This window comes from Paracoccus zhouxuedongae (assembly GCF_041927815.1).
In the GTDB taxonomy this organism is placed as follows: Bacteria; Pseudomonadota; Alphaproteobacteria; order Rhodobacterales; family Rhodobacteraceae; genus Paracoccus.
Genome location: NZ_JBHFHM010000005.1, coordinates 75,769 through 93,371 on the forward strand (window position 1 = coordinate 75,769; position 17,603 = coordinate 93,371).

General features: G+C 66.8%; 18 protein-coding genes. 4 read left to right on the forward strand and 14 right to left on the reverse strand.

All coding sequences use genetic code 11. The features are described 5' to 3' along the window. Positions 1-10: 10 nt before the first annotated feature. The 6 genes from ACEYYA_RS07670 to ACEYYA_RS07695 form a co-directional block, all read right to left on the reverse strand. Entirely contained in the window at positions 11-1,234 is a 1,224-nt protein-coding gene (locus ACEYYA_RS07670; RefSeq protein ID WP_374799267.1) for a class I SAM-dependent RNA methyltransferase, read from the reverse strand. Further along, a complete protein-coding gene (locus ACEYYA_RS07675; protein WP_374799269.1) occupies positions 1,231-3,081 on the reverse strand; it encodes an ABC transporter ATP-binding protein in 1,851 nt (616 codons plus the stop codon). The genes ACEYYA_RS07670 and ACEYYA_RS07675 overlap by 4 nt, the downstream gene beginning before the upstream one ends. 31 nt (positions 3,082-3,112) lie before the next feature. After that, positions 3,113-4,267: a CCA tRNA nucleotidyltransferase gene (locus ACEYYA_RS07680; protein WP_374799271.1), complete on the reverse strand. Its 1,155-nt coding sequence runs from the start codon at positions 4,265-4,267 to the stop codon at positions 3,113-3,115. Beyond that, positions 4,264-4,875: an NUDIX hydrolase gene (locus tag ACEYYA_RS07685; protein WP_374799273.1), complete on the reverse strand. Its 612-nt coding sequence runs from the start codon at positions 4,873-4,875 to the stop codon at positions 4,264-4,266. The genes ACEYYA_RS07680 and ACEYYA_RS07685 overlap by 4 nt, the downstream gene beginning before the upstream one ends. Then, a complete protein-coding gene (gene hslO, locus ACEYYA_RS07690; RefSeq protein ID WP_374799275.1) occupies positions 4,868-5,836 on the reverse strand; it encodes an Hsp33 family molecular chaperone HslO in 969 nt (322 codons plus the stop codon). Before hslO ends, ACEYYA_RS07685 begins: the two co-directional genes overlap by 8 nt. Before the next feature lie 1,039 nt (positions 5,837-6,875). Continuing rightward, positions 6,876-7,016 carry a hypothetical protein gene (locus ACEYYA_RS07695; RefSeq protein WP_374799277.1) on the reverse strand — a complete coding sequence of 47 codons (141 nt, stop codon included), beginning with the start codon at positions 7,014-7,016 and terminating at the stop codon, positions 6,876-6,878. Between the two features lie 82 nt (positions 7,017-7,098). On the opposite strand from ACEYYA_RS07695, the gene ACEYYA_RS07700 reads away from it, so the two are divergent. Next, positions 7,099-7,551, forward strand: coding sequence for an NUDIX domain-containing protein (locus tag ACEYYA_RS07700; RefSeq protein ID WP_374799279.1), 453 nt, complete (start codon positions 7,099-7,101; stop codon positions 7,549-7,551). A gap of 146 nt (positions 7,552-7,697) precedes the next feature. On the opposite strand, the gene ACEYYA_RS07705 is transcribed toward ACEYYA_RS07700, so the two are convergent. Next, positions 7,698-8,942 carry a PP2C family protein-serine/threonine phosphatase gene (locus tag ACEYYA_RS07705; protein WP_374799281.1) on the reverse strand — a complete coding sequence of 415 codons (1,245 nt, stop codon included), beginning with the start codon at positions 8,940-8,942 and terminating at the stop codon, positions 7,698-7,700. Between the two features lie 195 nt (positions 8,943-9,137). Between ACEYYA_RS07705 and ACEYYA_RS07710 the strand changes: the two genes are divergently transcribed. Next, positions 9,138-9,452: an Hpt domain-containing protein gene (locus ACEYYA_RS07710; protein WP_374799283.1), complete on the forward strand. Its 315-nt coding sequence runs from the start codon at positions 9,138-9,140 to the stop codon at positions 9,450-9,452. A gap of 727 nt (positions 9,453-10,179) precedes the next feature. On the opposite strand, the gene ilvA is transcribed toward ACEYYA_RS07710, so the two are convergent. From ilvA to ACEYYA_RS07725, 3 genes are all read right to left on the reverse strand, one after another. Then, on the reverse strand, positions 10,180-11,436 hold the full coding sequence (gene ilvA, locus ACEYYA_RS07715; protein ID WP_374799285.1) for a threonine ammonia-lyase IlvA: 1,257 nt from the start codon (positions 11,434-11,436) through the stop codon (positions 10,180-10,182). A gap of 73 nt (positions 11,437-11,509) precedes the next feature. Continuing rightward, positions 11,510-11,695 carry a hypothetical protein gene (locus ACEYYA_RS07720; protein ID WP_374799287.1) on the reverse strand — a complete coding sequence of 62 codons (186 nt, stop codon included), beginning with the start codon at positions 11,693-11,695 and terminating at the stop codon, positions 11,510-11,512. Positions 11,696-11,977: 282 nt separating this feature from the next. Next, the gene (locus tag ACEYYA_RS07725) at positions 11,978-12,211 is read right to left on the reverse strand and encodes a hypothetical protein (protein ID WP_374799289.1); all 234 of its coding nucleotides are present in this window, start codon (positions 12,209-12,211) and stop codon (positions 11,978-11,980) included. A gap of 127 nt (positions 12,212-12,338) precedes the next feature. On the opposite strand from ACEYYA_RS07725, the gene ACEYYA_RS07730 reads away from it, so the two are divergent. Continuing rightward, the gene (locus ACEYYA_RS07730) at positions 12,339-13,562 is read left to right on the forward strand and encodes an argininosuccinate synthase (protein ID WP_374799291.1); all 1,224 of its coding nucleotides are present in this window, start codon (positions 12,339-12,341) and stop codon (positions 13,560-13,562) included. 70 nt (positions 13,563-13,632) lie between these two features. Continuing rightward, positions 13,633-14,052: a LysE family translocator gene (locus ACEYYA_RS07735; protein ID WP_374799293.1), complete on the forward strand. Its 420-nt coding sequence runs from the start codon at positions 13,633-13,635 to the stop codon at positions 14,050-14,052. Between the two features lie 63 nt (positions 14,053-14,115). Here ACEYYA_RS07735 and ACEYYA_RS07740 read toward each other — a convergent pair whose 3' ends face one another. The 4 genes from ACEYYA_RS07740 to ACEYYA_RS07755 are packed head-to-tail and all read right to left on the reverse strand — an operon-like array spanning position 14,116 to position 17,544. Beyond that, a complete protein-coding gene (locus ACEYYA_RS07740) occupies positions 14,116-14,943 on the reverse strand; it encodes a metal ABC transporter permease (RefSeq protein WP_374799295.1) in 828 nt (275 codons plus the stop codon). Further along, positions 14,940-15,794 (reverse strand): metal ABC transporter permease, encoded by an 855-nt coding sequence (locus ACEYYA_RS07745; RefSeq protein ID WP_374799297.1) that lies wholly within the window; start codon positions 15,792-15,794, stop codon positions 14,940-14,942. The genes ACEYYA_RS07740 and ACEYYA_RS07745 overlap by 4 nt, the downstream gene beginning before the upstream one ends. Next, on the reverse strand, positions 15,791-16,660 hold the full coding sequence (locus ACEYYA_RS07750) for a manganese/iron ABC transporter ATP-binding protein (RefSeq protein ID WP_374799299.1): 870 nt from the start codon (positions 16,658-16,660) through the stop codon (positions 15,791-15,793). The genes ACEYYA_RS07745 and ACEYYA_RS07750 overlap by 4 nt, the downstream gene beginning before the upstream one ends. Next, the gene (locus ACEYYA_RS07755) at positions 16,657-17,544 is read right to left on the reverse strand and encodes a metal ABC transporter substrate-binding protein (RefSeq protein WP_374799301.1); all 888 of its coding nucleotides are present in this window, start codon (positions 17,542-17,544) and stop codon (positions 16,657-16,659) included. The genes ACEYYA_RS07750 and ACEYYA_RS07755 overlap by 4 nt, the downstream gene beginning before the upstream one ends. Positions 17,545-17,603: the final 59 nt, after the last annotated feature.

Genomic DNA, 17,603 nt, shown 5'->3' on the forward strand with positions numbered 1-17,603 from the left:
TGGCCGCCCCTTACGCGGCCCGAAAGCGCGCGACAAGTTCCACATGCGACGACCAGCGGAACTGATCGACGACCCGCAGCCGGTCCATCTGATAACCCGCTTCGGCCAAAGTCGCGGCGTCGCGGGCGAATGTGACCGGGTTGCACGACACATAGGCCAGCACCGGCACGCGCGCCGCCGCGATCTGGGCGATCTGGGCGGATGCACCGGCGCGCGGCGGGTCGATCACGATTGCGTCAAAGCGCGCCAGTTCGTCGGGCAGAAGCGGGCGGCGGAACAGATCGCGCGCCTCATGCGTCAGCGCGTGCAGGCCGGGCGAATCGCGCCAGCCGCGATCCAGCGCCGCCAGCATCGCGGCGTCACCCTCGACCGCGTGAACGCTGGCCTTGCGCGCGATCGGCAGGGCAAAGGTGCCGCAACCGGCGAACAGATCAGCGACGCGGGCGGCCTGATCCACGGTTTGCAGCACGCTGGCGACAAGCGCGGCCTGGCCCTGCGGCGTGGCCTGAAGAAAGGCGCCCGGCGGCGGGGCGACACGCGCCGGGCCAAGCCGCTGCTGCGGCGGGCGGCGGGTCGCGACGACCTGCCCATCCCAGGTCAGGCGCGCCAGATCCTCGGCATCGGCAAGGGCCGACAGCTCTGCGAACAGGCCCGCATCCATCGGCTTGCCGCCGGTGACGGCCAGATCGGCCCCGCCTTCGGACAGGGTAACGGCCAGATCCATCGCCCCCTTGCGGCTGCCCGTCTGCGCCACCAGCCGCTCCAGCGCCGGGATCAGCGCGACCAGGCCGGGGTCCAGTACGGTGCAGCCCGGCACCGCCACGATCTGATCCGAGGCCCGCGCGTGAAACCCGACCAGCACCCCAGACCGCGTGCGCCGCCCCGCCAGCACCGCCCGCCTGCGCGAGGCCGGGGGCGAGGTCGCCACCCCCTCGACCCGCGCGGCAATGTCATGGGCAGCCAGGGCCTGTTCCACCACCCCGGCCTTCCAGCGGGCGACAAATCCATCGGCGGCATGTTGCAGCACGCAGGCCCCGCAAGCACGATAATGCGGACAGGGCGGGGCGACGCGATCGGGGCTGGCCGTCAGCACCCGCGGATCAGCCATCCGCTCACCCGTGATGGTGCCCGTTACCACCTCACCCGGCAGGGTCATCGGCGCGAACACCGGGCCATCCGGCCCGGCGCCGATACCATCGCCGTGATGGCCAAGCCGTTCGATCACCACCGTCATCCCACGCTGTCCCCTGCCTGATCCGATTCATCATCGGTGCCGATGAAGCCGCCCGATTGCCGGTTCCAGTAACGCGCGTAAAGCCCGCCCTGCGCCAGCAGGTCGGCATGGCTGCCCTGCTCGGCGATCCGGCCCTGATCCAGCACCACGATGCGGTCCATCTCGGCGATGGTGGACAGCCGGTGCGCGATGGCCAGCACGGTCTTGCCCGCCATCACCCGCAGCAGGCCCTGCTGGATCGCGGCCTCGACCTCGCTGTCCAGGGCGCTTGTCGCCTCATCCAGCACCAGGATCGGGGCGTCCTTCAGAAAGGCGCGGGCAAGCGCGATGCGCTGCCGCTGACCGCCCGACAGCTTGACCCCGCGTTCGCCCAGATGCGCGTCATAACCGCGCCGCCCGGCGAAATCCTGAAGCGCCAGGATGAAATCATGCGCCTCGGCGGCCTGGGCCGCAGCCTCGATCTGGGGCTGGCTGGCACCGGGGCGACCATAGGCAATGTTGTCGCGGGCGGACCGGTTGAACATCGCGGTTTCCTGCGTCACCACCGCGATCTGGCGGCGCAGGCTTTGCTGGGTGACGTCACGGATGTCGGTGCCGTCGATCAGGATGCGCCCGGATTCGGTGTCGTAAAGCCGCAACAGCAGCGCCACCAGCGTCGATTTCCCCGCCCCCGAGGCGCCGACGATGCCGATGCGTTCACCCGGCGCGATGGTCAGATCGATGCCCGCGATCCCGCCCTCATCCCGGCCATAGGCAAAGCTGACATCCTGAAAGGTGATGCCGCCCTGGGCGCGCGGCAGGTCCACGGCGCCGGGGCGGTCGGTCAGCGCGTGCGGCGGCGACAGGGTTTCCATCCCGTCCTCGACCTCACCGATATTGCCCCACAGGCCCATCAGCGACATGCTGACCCAGCCCGTCATCTGCGCGATCCGCATCGAGATCGCCCCGGCGGCCGCGATCTGCCCGGCACTGGCCGCGCCCGCCTGCCACATCAGCAGCGTGCCGCCGATCAGGATCACCGGAAGCGCCCCCGCCAGCACCATCAGCGTGCTGCGAAACCGGGTCGAGACGCTGCCGAAATCCATCGCCCGGTCGCGAAAGATCGACATCGCGCCCAAGGCCGACCGGTCCTCATGTTCGGCATGGGCGAACAGCTTGACGGTCTTGATGTTGGTGATCGTGTCGACGACCTGCCCGGTGATCATTGCCCGCGCCCCGGCCCGCGCCGCCGACCGGCTGCGGACCTGCGGCAGGAAGAACCGCACCAGCCCCAGATAGGCGATCAGCCAGATCAGCAGCGCCACCGCCGCCCAGGTATCGATCGCCAGCAGAAAGATCGCCGAGCCGATGATCGAGGCCAAGGCAAAGGCCACGGTGTTGATCACCTCGGATGCGGTATCGGTGACGGCCCGCGCAGTCTGCATCTGCTTCTGCGCAATCCGCCCCGCGAAATCGTTGTCGAAAAACGTCACCGCCTGACCCATCGTCCAGCGGTGCAGCCGCGACAACACCAGCGGCAGCACATTGGGCGCGATCAGCATGTTGGAACTGGCCGAGGACAGGCCAAAGACCAGGGGCCGCGCCAGCAGGTAGAACCCCGCAAAGGCGGCCAGCAGCGGCCAGTTGTCGGCGAACACGCGGGACGGCTCGCCCGCCAGTGCCGCGTCGATCACCCAACCCAGCATCAGGGCCGAGACGACCTCCATCGTGCCGGCCGCCGCCGACAGCAGCCCGGCCAGGATCAGCGCGGGCCAGGCGCCCGACAGGCACCACAGGAAAAACGCGCCAAGGCGCTGCGGGGGCGGGCCTTCGGCGGGGCGAAAGGCGTCGATCAATCGGTTGAACATGCACCCGATATAGGCGCGTCGCGCGGTAATGTCAGCCGTCGCGCAGATCATCGCGGCTGGCGGCAAAGCCCGAGGCGATCCAGCGCGCTTCGGCCTGTTTCAGCCGCGCTCCAAGCGCGGGGCCGGACAGATGCGGCAGATCGGCGGCGCGCAGCGGGAACACCGCCGCCGTGCCGATGGCGATGCGGTCGCGCCAGTCCGGTGGCGGCGGCGCGCCCGCACGGGCAGCGGCGATCAGCACCGCATCGGTGGCGGTGGCGGCGCCGTGCCGATAGGCCAAGGCGCCGATCCCCTGCGGGCCGGGCAGGTCCAGCGGCGCGGCCAGGGCCGACAGATGCGCGCCCTCGGCCCGCGACAGGCGCAGCGCGGCTGTGGGATCATCGCCGCCCAGGGCGGCCAGGCGGCGCAGCGCCGTGGGCGGGGTATTCGTCGCGCGCTCCTGCGCGATCAGCGCCGCCAGATCGGTGATCTGCGCGCCGGGCAGCGCAATCGCCAGCACCCCGGCTGCCGCCATATCCTCCAGCATCGGCAGCGGATCGGGCGCGGCCAGCAGCTTGCGCATCTCTGCCCCGATCCGCTCGCGCGAGATGCGGGCCAGCCCCTCGGCCTGCGCGCGAACCGCTGCAAGGGCGGTCGCATGGGTCGCGGGGTCGGGGTCGCCATATTGCGCCCAGAACCGGTAAAGCCGCAGGATGCGCAGGTAATCCTCGGCGATCCGGGTCGCGGCATCGCCGACAAAGCGCAGCCGCCGCGCCGCCAGATCGGCCAGCCCGCCGGTCGGGTCGATCACGCGCCCGTCGGGCGTCGCGTAAAGCGCGTTCATGGTGAAATCGCGGCGCTGCGCATCCTCGGCCGGATCATCGGCAAAGGCGACCGTCGCACGGCGGCCATCGGTGGCCACATCGCGGCGAAAAGTGGTGATTTCGAACGGCTGGCCCGCGGCGATCACGGTCAGCGTGCCATGGTCGATGCCGGTGGGAATGACGCGCAGACCGGCGGCCTTCATCAGCGCGGCCACCCGATCGGGGCGCGCATCGGTCGCCAGGTCGATGTCGCTGATCGGCGCGCCCAGCAGATCGTTGCGCACCGCGCCACCAACGATCAGCGCGCGATGACCGGCATCGGTCAGCACCGCCAGAACGCGGCGCAGCGCGGGTGCAGAAAGCCAATCGCCGCGCACCATCATACCGCCACCCGGTCTGACAAAGCCCGCAAGATCCGCGCTGTCGCGCCCCAGATGTAGTATGGCCCCCAGGGCACGACATCATAATGTCGCCATTCCCCACGCCAGCGGCGGCGTTCGACATGGAACCGCGCGGGGTTCAGCACATGCGCCAGCGGCACCGAGAACACCTCATCGACCTCGCCCGCCTCGGGGATCGCGGCAAAGGGGATGCGTTGCAGGGCCAGCACCGGGGTGACCTGAAAACCTGTCACCGTCTCATGCGGGGCAAGGCAGCCCAGCACCCGCGCGGCGCCGATAGGCAGGCCGATCTCCTCATGCGCCTCACGCAGGGCAGCCCCGACCGGGCCGTCATCGCCCGGATCCACCTTGCCCCCCGGCAAGGCGATTTGGCCCGGATGGTGGCGCAGGCCCGAGGCGCGCTTGGTCAGCCACAGCCGCGCACCCGCCGGGTCGGGATCGACCAGCACCAGCACGCCAGCCGGACGCAGCACCCGATCGGCGGCCAGAACCGCCGCCGGATTGCGGTCGAAATCCGAGGTTGCGGCGCCCGGCCGGTCCAGCGCGGCGATGAGCCGCGTCAACGCATCGGGCGCCGCACCATCAGCCATCGGCATCCTCGGGCAGAGCGGCGTCCATGCCCAGCGTCGCCGGGTCAAAGACGTAATGCGCGCCGCAGAACTGGCAATCGGCGGTCACCGTGCCCTCGGCCGTGGTCATCGTGGCGATGTCCTTGGCCGAATAGATCGACAGCGACTGGCGCACCTTGGCAGGCGAGCAGGTGCAGCCAAAGGTCACCGCCTGCGCCGGAAAGACGCGCGGCGCCTCCTCATGGAACAGGCGCAAAAGCAGGGTCTGCGGCGTCACCTGCGGGCCGATCAGCTCGATTTCCTCGACCGTATCCAGCAAGATCTGGGCGCGCGCCCAGTTTTCGCCCGGCGCATCCTCGGCCTGCGCCACGGGCGCGGTGGCGGCCAGAGGCGAGGCCTTGGGCATATGCTGGATCATGATCCCGCCGGCCCGCCAGCGTTCGTCCGCCCCCGGCAGCCGCGACCGCCCAAAGGCCAGGCTGAAGCGCGTCGGGAGCTGTTCGGATTGCGCGAAGTAGTTTTCGGCGCAGGCGGCAAGGCTCGCGCCCTCCAGCGGGACGATGCCCTGATAGGGAACGCTGCCCGGCCCCTGGTCGATCAGGATCGCCAGATAGCCCTGGCCGATCTGGTCAAAGGCGCTGCGGGTGGGGTCCAGCCGGTCGGCATCGAAATTGGCCCAGCCGCGGATGCGGGCGGGGGCGCCTTCCTCGGCCGGGGCGAAGTAGTCGGTGGCGATGGTGCGCACCGCGCCGTTGCCCTGCACCTGGATCGACAGCTTCCATCGCAGTTTGACGGTCTGGCCGATCAGCGCGGTCAGCAGGGCAACCTCGGCCACCAGTGCCTCGACGGCGGGGGGATAGCTGTGTTGCGTCAGGATGCGCCCCAGCACCCCATCCAGCCGCGCGACGCGGCCGCGGATGTCGCTGCGATCCAGTTGAAACGGCAGGACGGTATCGTCCCAGGTCAGGGTGGTGTCGGTCATCGATCTTTCCAAAGGCAGGCCGCAGGGGCGGCAAAGGCGCGGCACGCGGGCTGGCCCGTCACCGCGCAGGATTACCGCTATCATGTAGGCACGACAATCGCCGCGCCAAGGGCTTTGTCGATGGCAGCGCGTCGGACGCGGGTCGCAGGTCGCATCCGGTCGCCAGATGTCCAACCCGGCGCGCGACTGTCGAGATGAAGGCGCTGCGGGTTGCGCGGGAGGTCTATCGGTAGGCCCGGCGAGGGCCGCCAGGGCGTCTCTGAACGCATCCCGAACCCGCCGCCGGGCCGTTCCAGCGGGAGGCATCCTGAAGCGGTCAGTGCGGTTGCGGTTCGATGCGCCGGACCGAGCGAGCAGACAGATACCATGATCGCTGGTGGGCCGAGGCGTAGCGACAAATGCGGCGTGATGCCCTCAGAGCGGCCCATGATAGACTTGCACCGATACCTCGCGCAGAACCGTTCCAGCGGCCACGCATCCGGCATCGACCATCGCTGTCGCGGTGCGATGCGCCAGGCCAATCAATCAGACCCATGCCATGATCTCTGGTCGGCCCGGGCAGCCCAACAAGGCCGCCATGTTACCCGCGCGAGCGGTCGATCATAGCCTCGCACCGATGCCTCGCGCAGAACCGTTCCAGCGGCCACGCATCCGGCATCGACCATCGCTGTCGCGGAGCGATGCGCCAGACCAATCAAGCAGCCACATGCCATGATCTCTGGTCGGCCCGGGCAGCCCGACAAGGCCGCCATAATGCCCTCGCGAGAGGTCGATCATAGCCTCGCTCCGATGTCCTGCACATGGACGAAGGCGAACGCGGCTGCCCGGCAACCTTGACGACCCTCCACCTGCGCCGCGTCGGCGCCAGCGCGCAACCGGAAGTGGCGCGGGCCCAAGCCCTTCGACGACCCGCGTCCTGCCTCGTGTGTGTGACCCCGGCAGGGCCCTATGCACCCCACCCCTGTCTGCTTCCGTGCCAGTGAGGTCCGCGGCTGTCGCGACGACGGCCCCCGCAGATCAAGATGCACCGCATGCGCCATCACATCGCGCAGGTACGCAGAATGAACCCCCTCATCACCGGAGCCAAAGCCACGCCGCCCTGCGCCCAATAAAGTATGCGCGTTTGCGACGCCATCGTGCTGCCGACGGTGGCATAGCCCAGGTCCACCAAGCGTGCCATGATGGGAGGGTGGCGCGATTTGCGGCTTTCACCCACCGTGCGCGAACCCTATGATTCTGGTGACACCAAACCCCAGGCCCCGATGATCCGCCGCTTCGACACGCCTCCCCTTCCCTATCAGCGCTATCGTCTGCGCCAAGGCGCCTATGCCGTGTTGTGCCGCAACGGTCGGATTCTTCTGACGCACCAGGATGGTCCTACCCCGGAATGGCAGCTGCCCGGTGGTGGCCTCGATCCGGGAGAAAGCCCCGTCGCCGCCCTTCACCGTGAGGTTCGGGAAGAGACCGGTTTTCACGTCGCGCCCCCGCGGCTGATCGGTTCCTTTCGCCGGTTCGTCTATATGCCGGAGTATCAGATTTTCGCCGAAAAGCTGTGTCGCGTCTATCTGGCGCGCCCGACGCTGCGCCTTGGTCCACCGACCGAGCCTGGCCACACTACCGCCTGGATGTCGCCGCAACACGCGCTTGAGGCCCTGGCAAACCCCGGTGATCGCGCCATGCTGGCCTTGGCGCACCGACGCAACTGGCTGACATAAACATTTGCGCCGACACGCTCGGCACCAGCGTGCCGCCGCGCAACGGCGCGCCGCTTACAGCGAACCACCGATACGCCAGTCAGGATGTCGTGCCCGCCGATGATGATATCGACAGCGACGACTCACACGTTGTTCGGGTCGCAGTTTCATCGCTTGGATATCACATCGCCCCCGCCCCCTTTGGCTGAGCCGCGGCCCCGCTGAAACTCGACACAGACCGCCGAGATGTCATCGCTCCAGCCGCCTCCACCATAGCCCGCCACCGACCATGTGAGGGATTCCAGCAAAGCCGCGCCATGCAGCCGGGCATTGGTCTGCAAGATCGCGCTTAGCCCCTGATCGCCCAGCATTCTGCCCAAGCCGTCGGTCGCTTCGGTGATACCATCCGAGCCGATGAACAGCCTGTCTCCGGGCCGCAGCCGGAACGTGACTTCTTCATAGCGTGACCCGGCGAACAGCCCGATCGGGAGGCCGCCCGTGCCGATGAACTCGACCGTGCCGTCAGCCCTTTGCAATGCCGGATAGGGATGTCCGGCCTGCACCAGACGACCCTGGCCCGTCGTCATGTCGATGTCGGCATAGACCAGCGTGAAATAGCAGTCTGTCTCAACCTCTTCGATGATCAGATCATTCAAATGCGCGGCAAGATCGGCGGGACTGCGGGCCAGGTGGCCGCCCTGTGGTCCGGGCATCAGCGCAACGTTCTGATCGGGGGAATTGCCCGAAAGATAGCCGGCAATCCGCGCCGTCATCAGCGCCGCTGTGACGCCATGGCCGGAGACGTCGATCCCATAGACTCCGAAACGGCGCGCGTTGATCCGAAATGCGCCGACCAGATCACCGCCGACATGGCCCGCCGGGCGCAGCAACAGGGACACGTCCATGCCGCCAAAATGCCTGAACCGGTCACGGACCAGCCCCTGCTGCAGGCGCCGCGCCTCGATCAGATCGCGCTCGATTGCCTCATGTGCGGCGCGCAGGTCGGTCAATGCGCGGTCCAGGGCGCGGTTGCGCTCCTGCAACCGCTCTTCGACCGATATCAACCTTTCGCCCGCGCGCAGTCGCGCCAACAGTTCCTCGCCAGACACGGGCTTTGACAGATAATCATCGGCGCCGCTTTCCAGACCGAATGCAGCATCGCGCTTGTCGGTCAGCGATGTCAGCAGGATGAAGTAACCGTGGCGATCACGGGGCAACTGTCGGAAGGAATGGCACAATTCGACGCCGGTCATGCCGGGCATCATCCAGTCGGACAGGATGATATCCGGCATGGTTTGTGCGCATATGGACAGGGCTTCGGCCCCCGAGGCCGCGGGGATAACGCGATAGCCGGCCTGTTCCAGTTGCAACGTCAGGATGTGGCGCTGCATCCGGCTGTCATCGACGACCATGACCAATCGACCCCTGGCATCTGCGGGGGCGGACGGCTGTGGCCGAATCGGAGGGGTGGGCATCGCCATACTCATACGCCGGTCATAGCGTGCGGCGGGTTAAGATCGGGTGAACGAAAATCTGGTTCGTCGTTAACCACCCGGAAACTTCTAGCCGTTAGCCTGTGATTCGCTGGCAAGATTGCGGGGCTTAACATGATCGATTGGAACAAGGTGTCTGAACTGCGGGAAGAGGTCGGTCCGCAGGGTTTCAAAGAGGTGATCGACCTGTTTCTGGATGAGGTCGAAGGGGTGCTGCTGACCCTTGGCCTGCCCGGTCGACGGGCCGAACCTGACCTGCACTTCATCAGGGGCTGCGCATCGAATCTGGGTTTTTCGGACCTGGCGCAGCTGTGCAGCGATGAGGAACTGCGCACCCAGGCAGGGGAAACCTGCGATGCGACGGCGGTGGAACGGTGCTATCGCCGGTCGAAATCGCTGTTCCTGGCAGGAAAGGGTCTGGTCGCATGACGGCATGACACAGAAATAGCTGTTCACGGCCTAGCCGGCGCACCGGGTCACGGTCCCGCGCGCGCGGAACCGCGAAAGCCACGTGCGCACGGTGCGGAGGAACATGCCCAATGCGGCAGCCAATGCAGAGACCCGACCTCCCGCACCAAAGCGGGGTGACGGTGGTTCTGGTCGGTCTGCTGGACGACGGGCATCTTGCTGGGGGCTGGTCACCTGGCGCGACCCAAGGCTGAGCTGCGGCGAACGCTGCCGACCACGCCTGGACGGATGAGGTTTCCGAACGCGGCGGCCCGCGCCTCGGTGGCTGAGGGGTTGACGAGCCAAGCCCACCGCACCTCGATTGCTGAAGTCTGGGGCAACCGGCCGCCCGCGCTTGGACGGCTGATGTTTGGGGACACCAGCGGACCGAGCATGGACGGCTGAGGCTTGGTGAGACCAGCCGATCGCGCCTGGACGGCTGAGGTTTGGAGACACCGGTCGACCACGGCTGGACGGCTGAGGCTTGGCGACACCAGGCGACCGAGCGTGGACGGCTGAGGTCTGGCGAAACCGGGCGACCGTGCCTTGGTGGCTGAGGCTTGACGACACCAGCCGACCGCGCCTGGACAGCTGAAGTCTGACAAAACGAGGTGCCCGCGCCTTAGGCGGAACCCGTCGATCAAGCGTTCCCGCGGCGGCCTCGACCGGCCAGCCGATTGCGCTTGGCCGCAACCACGCCCTGCGGATCCTAGATCAGCAGCTCGGCCAGGGCGGCGTCCTCGGTGATGTCGCGGTAGTCAAAGCCCGCGTCATCAAGCTGCGCGGTCAGGTGGGAAAAATTGTCGGGTGCCAGGGTCTCGATCCCGATCAGCACCGAACCAAAGTTGCGCGCCGATTTCTTGAGATATTCAAACCTGGCAATGTCATCGTCGGGGCCGAGCATCTGAAGAAACTCGCGCAGCGCACCGGGACGCTGGGGCATGCGCAGGATGAAATACTTCTTCAGCCCGGCGAAACGCTGCGCACGCTCCTTGACCTCGGGCAGCCGTTCAAAGTCGAAATTGCCGCCCGAGGTGACGCAGACCACCGTCTTGCCCGCGATCTGATCGGCCAGGTCGCGCAGCACGTCGATCGACAGCGCGCCGGCGGGTTCCAGCACGATGCCTTCGACGTTCAGCATGTCCAGCATCGTGATGCAGATCCGGTCCTCGGGGGCGGCCAGCACGTCGGCAGGATCGACGTGCGACAGCACGTCAAAGGGCAGCGCGCCGATCCGCGCGACGGCGGCACCATCGACAAAGCTGTTGATCCTTTTCAGCGTCACCGGGCCGCCCTCGCGCAGCGCGGCGGCCAGGCTGGCACCGCCCGCCGGCTCGACATAGCGCAACGCGGTACCGGGCGCGGCGTCGCGCAGATAGCGGGTCACACCAGCGGACAAGCCGCCCCCGCCGACCGGCAGGATCACCAGATCCGGCGCCGCCCCGATCTGATCCAGCATCTCGACAGCGACCGAGGCCTGACCCTCGATCACATCGGCATCGTCAAAGGGCGCCAGAAAATGCGCGCCTTGCTCGGCGCACCAGGCCTGCGCGGCGGCCAGGGTCTGATCGAAATAATCGCCGGTCAGGCGGATCGTCACGTCATCGCCGCCAAAGGCGCGGGTCTTGTCGATCTTCTGGCGCGGCGTCGTCACCGGCATGAAGATCACGCCCTTGACCCCGAAATGCCGACAGGCAAAGGCCACGCCCTGCGCGTGGTTGCCAGCACTGGCGCAGACAAAAGTGCCCTGCGCGGGGTCGGCATCCAGCACCCGGCGCATCGCGGTGACGGCACCACGCAGCTTGTAGCTGCGCACCGGTGTCAGATCCTCGCGCTTCAGCCAGATGTCGGCGCCATAGCGATCCGACAGATGATCGTTGCGCTGCAGGGGCGTCGGCGGGAACAGTTCGCGCAGACGGGCGGCGGTGGCGCGGGCGGCCTGAACAAAGGGCGTGGGCTGGGTCATGCCCCAGCTATGCCTGCGCGGCAGGTCTGGCTTCAAGCTGATTTTGCGTGACAGCGACCTTTGCCGGAACGGGCTATGCGCCCTCGGGCTGCCGCGGCAGGATCATGACCTTGTAAACCGAGGTCAGCACCGCCAGCCAGAACAGCACCTGGACGACCATTTTGACCATGCCAAGCATCACCATGACGGCGACCGATTGCGCCCCACCCGTCGCGAACAAGGCGCGCAGGCCCTGCGCTGACAGCCAGTCCGCCGCCATGATGGCCACCGTCAGCAAGGACCGCCAGCCCCAGCAGGGCCAGCCGGTGCCCGCGCGTTGCCGCCCATGATTTGCCGATCCCCCAGTCCAGCCGGCCCGTTGCGACAGCCGGCAGCACGGTCATCAGGGTAACCATCACATAGGTGACGCCTAGATTGGCCAGCAGGTTGATGCCCGCGAAACCGTATCTGGGCATATTCAGCCCGGCAATCAGTCGCGCCAGTGGCGCTAGCAGCAGCAGACCGAACAGAAACATCGCAATGAAAAGCAGCACCAGCCACATCACATAGGCAGGCTTTCACGCGGCCAGATGCGCGGGCCGAACCATCGGGGCCGTTCCCCCGACGCCATCAGCCGGTGCCAGCCCACACCGACCCAGACCCACACGATGATGTTCAGCACGCTGGCGATCAGCCCGACGGCTCGCCCCCATTCCGGCGCGAAGCCAATCACACCGGACACAACCAGCATGATGGCCAGCGACATCAGCACCGGCACCGCCACCAGCCGCAGCAAAGCCAGCGGATCGCTCCAGCAAATCCTGCAGCATCACGCGAAACACAGCCAGAATCATCAACCACCCCCCCCTTGTCGCCCCAGGTAAAAACCCTTATCCCAACCCCATCATTGCCGGAGGTGCGCCATGTTCAAGCCCAAGAAAGTCGTTCTTGCCTATTCGGGGGGGCTGGACACCTCGATCATCCTGAAATGGCTGCAAACCGAATACGGATGCGAGGTCATCACCTTCACCGCCGACCTGGGCCAGGGCGAGGAACTGGAACCCGCCCGCGCGAAGGCCGAGCTGCTGGGCATCAAGCCGGAAAACATCCATATCGAGGATGTGCGCGAAGAATTCGTCCGCGATTTCGTCTTTCCGATGTTCCGCGCCAATGCGGTCTATGAGGGGCTGTATCTGCTGGGCACCTCGATCGCCCGCCCGCTGATTTCCAAGCGGCTGGTGGAACTGGCGCATGAACATGGCGCCGATGCGGTCGCCCATGGCGCGACCGGCAAGGGCAACGATCAGGTGCGGTTCGAGCTGTCGGCCTATGCACTGGACCCGCATATCCGGGTGATCGCGCCGTGGCGGGAATGGGATCTGACCTCGCGCACCAAGCTGATCGAGTTCGCCGAACAGAACCAGATCCCGATTGCCAAGGACAAGCGCGGCGAGGCGCCGTTCAGCGTCGATGCGAACCTTCTGCACACCAGTTCCGAGGGCAAGGCGCTGGAAAACCCCGCCGAGGCCGCGCCCGATTACGTCTATCAGCGCACCGTCAACCCCGAGGACGCGCCCGATCAGCCCGAGTTCATCGAGATCACCTTTGAACGCGGTGACGCGGTGGCGATCAATGGCCAGGCGCTGTCGCCGGCCACCATCCTGACGCAATTGAACGAATATGGCGGGCGGCATGGCATCGGCCGGCTGGATTTCGTTGAAAACCGCTTTGTCGGGATGAAGTCGCGCGGCATCTATGAAACCCCCGGCGGCACCATCCTGCTTGAGGCGCATCGCGGCATCGAACAGATCACGCTGGACGCCGGGTCAGGCCACCTGAAGGACAGCCTGATGCCGCGCTATGCGGAACTGATCTACAACGGCTTCTGGTTCAGCCCCGAGCGCGAGATGTTGCAGGCGCTGATCGACAAGTCGCAAGAGCATGTGTCCGGTACGGTGCGGCTGAAACTGTATAAAGGCAGCGTGACCTGTGTGGGCCGCTGGTCGGAACACTCGCTGTATTCCGAAAAGCATGTGACGTTCGAGGATGACGCAGGCGCCTATGACCAGAAGGACGCCGCGGGCTTCATCCGCCTGAACGCGCTGCGGCTGAAGCTGATCGCCACGCGGAATGCGCGGGTGAAATGATGGTCGCGCCGGGCGATCTTGCGGCTTTTGCCGCGATTTCGCTGGGCATGGTGCTGACCCCCGGCCCAACATGATCTATCTGGTGTCGCGGTCCATCTGTCAGGGGCCGCGCGCCGGGCTGATCTCGCTGGGTGGGGTCGCGCTTGGCTTTGTGTTTTACATGCTCTGCGCTGCCCTTGGGATCACTGCGATTGCGATGGCGGCGGGCAGCGTTGCGCTGTTCCTGACGCGCCGCCCGCTGTGGGCCGTGGTGCAACGCTGGCTGATGGCCGCGGTTCTGGCCGGGCTGGCGGTGAAAATGCTGACCGAGGCCCGGCGCCAAGCCCCCGAGGAGGCCCGCGAACCCACGCGCCACCACCCGCATCGGTATCGTCACCGTGTCCGACCGCGCCGCCCTTGCATAGGTCAGCCAGAACGGACGGCTGAACGGTCAGTCAGGTCACGCCGCGCTCATCGCGCCCGAAAGGTTCGGGCGCCGTCCGATCCCTAGCACTTATCCCCATGCGAAAGCCCGATTGGCGCAGAACGTCAACCGGACAAGCCGGAACAAGGATCACGCAGTGCTGGGCGCGCCGCGCAGGTGTCGCCACAGGAAGGCCGCGATGAAGCCCGCGGTCAGCAGCAGGATGATGGTCGGCGCCGGGGCGCTGTCGATCCAGAACGACAGCCAGACCCCGCCCAGCATCGCCGCCAGCGTCACCGCCACCGCGACCGCCATCATCGCGGGAAAGCGCCGCGTCAGCAGAAAGGCGATGGCCCCCGGCGCGATCAACAGCCCGATCGCCAGGATCAGCCCCACCGCCTTGAGCGTGGCGACGATCGCCAGCGACAGCGCCACCAGCAGGCCGTAATGCAGCGCCCGCACCGGCAGGCCCATCGCCTGCGCCTGACCTGGGTCAAAGGCGTGCAGCAGCAGGTCGCGCCAGCGCAGCAGCAGCGCCCCGGTCACCCCCGCCCCGATCAGCCCCGCCGTCAACAGGTCCGCCCGGCCAACCCCCAGCATGTTACCGAACAGGATATGATCCAGATGCACGTTGGTCTCGATCTTGGTGTAAAGCACCATGCCCAGCCCGAACATGCCCGAAAACACGATGCCCATCACCGTGTCCTGCTTGACGCGGCTGTTTTCCTTGAGAAAGCCGATGGCCAGCGCGCCAGCCATGGCGGCGGCGAAGGCGCCGACGATCAGCGGCATTTTCAGGATATAGGCAAGCACGACACCGGGCAGCGTCGCGTGGCTTAGCGCGTCGCCCATCAGCGCCCAGCCGCGCAGCACCAGAAAGCACGACAGGATTGCCGTCGGCGGGGCCAGCAGCGCCGCCACCCAAAAGGCGTTCTGCATGAAGGGAAACTGGAACGGCGCCAGAAGCATATCCATCATGCAGCCCCCAGCGTATCGGCGGCGCGACGGCGCGCGGCCAGCAGCCCGTGCTTGGGCGCCCAGACAAAGGCCGCCAGAAACAGCAGCGTTTGCAGGCAGATGATGATCCCGCCCGTCGCGCCGTCAAGGAAATAGCTGATATAGGCCCCGGCGAAGCTGGTGACGCTGCCGATGGCCACCGACAGGGCCAACAGGCGCGGAAAGCGGTCGGTCAGCAGATAGGCCGTCGCCCCCGGCGTGACCACCAGCGCGATCACCAGAAACGCCCCGACCGTTTGCAGCGCCGCCACGCAGGCCGCCGACAACAGCGTGAAGAACAGAAATTTCAGCCGCGCCGGGTTCAGCCCGATCGATCGGGCGTGGGTCTCATCAAAGAACACCGCCATCAGGTCTTTCCATTTCGCCAGCAGCACCGCCAGCGTCACAAAGCCGATGATCGCCAGTTGCACCGTATCGGCGGGCGAGATCGCCAGGATATTGCCCATGATGATCGTCTTGACATCGACCGGCACCGGCGAGACCGAGATCATGAACAGCCCTAGCCCGAAAAACCCGGTAAAGACGATGCCGATGATGCTGTCCTCCTTCAGCCCGGTGCGCTGGTTCAGAAACAGCATCGCCCCCGCCGCCAGCCCGCCCGAGGCAAAGGCCCCCAGCGCGAAGGGCAGCCCCAGCATATAGGCGCCCGCGACGCCCGGCACGATGGCATGGCTCAGCGCGTCGCCGATCAGCGACCAGCCCTTCAGCATCAGATAGGCCGACAGAAAGGCGCAGACCCCGCCGACCAGCGCCGAGACCCACATCGCATTGACCATATAGCCATAGCCGAAGGGTTCCATCAGCGCCGTCATGACCTGTCCCCCGCGCGTCGGGTGCGGTCGTCATAGATGACCACCGGGCGTTCGTCGTCGGTCAGGATGGTGACGCTGCGCGCATCGGCATCGTCATGCAGATCGGCCCCGCCCAGCACGAAATGCCGCAACACGCCGCCAAAGGCCTGTTCCAGGTTCTCGCGCGTGAAGGTCGTGTCGGTCGGGCCGTGGGCCAGCACCGTGCCCTTGACCAGCACCACCCGGTCGCAGAACTCGGGCACCGAACCAAGGTTGTGGGTCGAGACCAGCATCACCCGCCCTTCGTCGCGCAACTCTTGCAGCAGCGCGACGATCGCGGCCTCGGTCTGCACATCGACCCCGGTGAAGGGCTCGTCCAGCAAGATCACCTGACCCTCTTGCGCCAGGGCGCGGGCCAGGAACACGCGCTTGCGCTGCCCGCCGGACAACTCGCCGATCTGGCGATGGCGAAAGGCGGTCATGTTCACCCGCTCCAGCGCGGCGGCGACGGCGGCGCGGTCGGCGGGGCGCGGGATGCGCAGCCAGCCCATGCGGCCATATCGGCCCATCATCACCACATCCTCGACCAGCACGGGAAAGGTCCAGTCGACCTCCTCGGCCTGCGGGACATAGGCCACCAGCCCGTCGCGCAGGGCACTGCGGACATCACGGCCAAGGATGCGGATGTCGCCGGCTGCCAGCGGCAGAAAGCCCATGATCGCCTTGAACAAGGTCGATTTGCCCGACCCGTTGACGCCCACCAGCGCGGTGATCGTGCCGCGCGGGATCGCAAAGGTCGCATCGCGCAGGGCCGTCACGCCATTGCGATAAGCGACGGTGACGCCCTGCGCCGACAGTCCTTCGGCCTTGCGTTGGCTTTGGTTCATTTGGTCGCCCCGGTCAGCCCCTGCGCGACGGTCTCGGTCGTCACCCGCAGCAGGTCCAGATAGGTCGGCACAGGGCCATCCGCCTCGGACAGGCTGTCGACATACAGCATCCCGCCATAGGCCGCCCCGGTCTCGCGCGCGACCTGTCTGGCCGGGTCGTTGTTGACGGTGCTTTCGCAGAACACCACCGGAATGTCGTTGGTGCGAACCGTGTCGATCACCGCACGCACCTGTTGCGGCGTGCCCGTCGCATCGGCGTTGATCGGCCACAGATACGCCTCGCGCAGACCAAGGTCGCGGGCCAGATAGCTGAAGGCGCCCTCGCAACTGACCAGCCAGCGCTTGTCCTCGGGGACGGTGGCGATCATCGCCTGAAGGGGGGCCAGCGTCTCGGTCAGCCGCGCCTTGTAGGCTTGCGCATTGGCAGCGTAATCGGCGGCGTGGCCGGGATCGGCCTGCGACAGCGCGGTGGCGATGTTGTCGACATAGATCTGCGCGCTGACCGGCGACATCCAGGCATGGGGGTTCGGCTTGCCCTCATAGGCGCCTTCGCGGATCGGCATCGGATCGACGCCATCCGACAGCGTGGCTGACGGCACATCGCCCAGATTGGACAGGAACTGCTGGAACCACAGCTCCAGATTCATGCCGTTCCACAGGATCAGGTCGGCGTCCTGCGCGCCGACCAGATCGCCCGGCGTGGGTTCATAGCCGTGGATCTCGGCCCCCGGCTTGGTGATCGACACCACCGTTGCATGGTCACCGGCCACCTGCCGCGCCATGTCGGCCAGCACGGTAAAGGTGGTGACGACCTTCAGCTTGTCCTCGGCCAGGGCGGGGCTGGCGGTCAGGGCGGCGGCAAGGGCTGCAATCAACGGGCGCATCGGGGTCTCCTTCTGGGTTCGGCCCATAATGCGAACGATTCGCAGAAAGTCAAGTTATT

Bases quoted from the DNA above. Each gene is read 5' to 3' on its own strand.
- ACEYYA_RS07670 (WP_374799267.1), bottom strand. From the start codon at position 1,234: ATGACGGTGGTGATCGAACGGCTTGGCCATCACGGCGATGGTATCGGC.
- ACEYYA_RS07675 (WP_374799269.1), bottom strand. From the start codon at position 3,081: ATGTTCAACCGATTGATCGACGCCTTTCGCCCCGCCGAAGGCCCGCCC.
- ACEYYA_RS07680 (WP_374799271.1), bottom strand. From the start codon at position 4,267: ATGATGGTGCGCGGCGATTGGCTTTCTGCACCCGCGCTGCGCCGCGTT.
- ACEYYA_RS07685 (WP_374799273.1), bottom strand. From the start codon at position 4,875: ATGGCTGATGGTGCGGCGCCCGATGCGTTGACGCGGCTCATCGCCGCG.
- hslO (WP_374799275.1), bottom strand. From the start codon at position 5,836: ATGACCGACACCACCCTGACCTGGGACGATACCGTCCTGCCGTTTCAA.
- ACEYYA_RS07695 (WP_374799277.1), bottom strand. From the start codon at position 7,016: ATGGCACGCTTGGTGGACCTGGGCTATGCCACCGTCGGCAGCACGATG.
- ACEYYA_RS07700 (WP_374799279.1), top strand. From the start codon at position 7,099: ATGATCCGCCGCTTCGACACGCCTCCCCTTCCCTATCAGCGCTATCGT.
- ACEYYA_RS07705 (WP_374799281.1), bottom strand. From the start codon at position 8,942: ATGGTCGTCGATGACAGCCGGATGCAGCGCCACATCCTGACGTTGCAA.
- ACEYYA_RS07710 (WP_374799283.1), top strand. From the start codon at position 9,138: ATGATCGATTGGAACAAGGTGTCTGAACTGCGGGAAGAGGTCGGTCCG.
- ilvA (WP_374799285.1), bottom strand. From the start codon at position 11,436: ATGACCCAGCCCACGCCCTTTGTTCAGGCCGCCCGCGCCACCGCCGCC.
- ACEYYA_RS07720 (WP_374799287.1), bottom strand. From the start codon at position 11,695: ATGGCGGCGGACTGGCTGTCAGCGCAGGGCCTGCGCGCCTTGTTCGCG.
- ACEYYA_RS07730 (WP_374799291.1), top strand. From the start codon at position 12,339: ATGTTCAAGCCCAAGAAAGTCGTTCTTGCCTATTCGGGGGGGCTGGAC.
- ACEYYA_RS07735 (WP_374799293.1), top strand. From the start codon at position 13,633: ATGATCTATCTGGTGTCGCGGTCCATCTGTCAGGGGCCGCGCGCCGGG.
- ACEYYA_RS07740 (WP_374799295.1), bottom strand. From the start codon at position 14,943: ATGATGGATATGCTTCTGGCGCCGTTCCAGTTTCCCTTCATGCAGAAC.
- ACEYYA_RS07745 (WP_374799297.1), bottom strand. From the start codon at position 15,794: ATGACGGCGCTGATGGAACCCTTCGGCTATGGCTATATGGTCAATGCG.
- ACEYYA_RS07750 (WP_374799299.1), bottom strand. From the start codon at position 16,660: ATGAACCAAAGCCAACGCAAGGCCGAAGGACTGTCGGCGCAGGGCGTC.
- ACEYYA_RS07755 (WP_374799301.1), bottom strand. From the start codon at position 17,544: ATGCGCCCGTTGATTGCAGCCCTTGCCGCCGCCCTGACCGCCAGCCCC.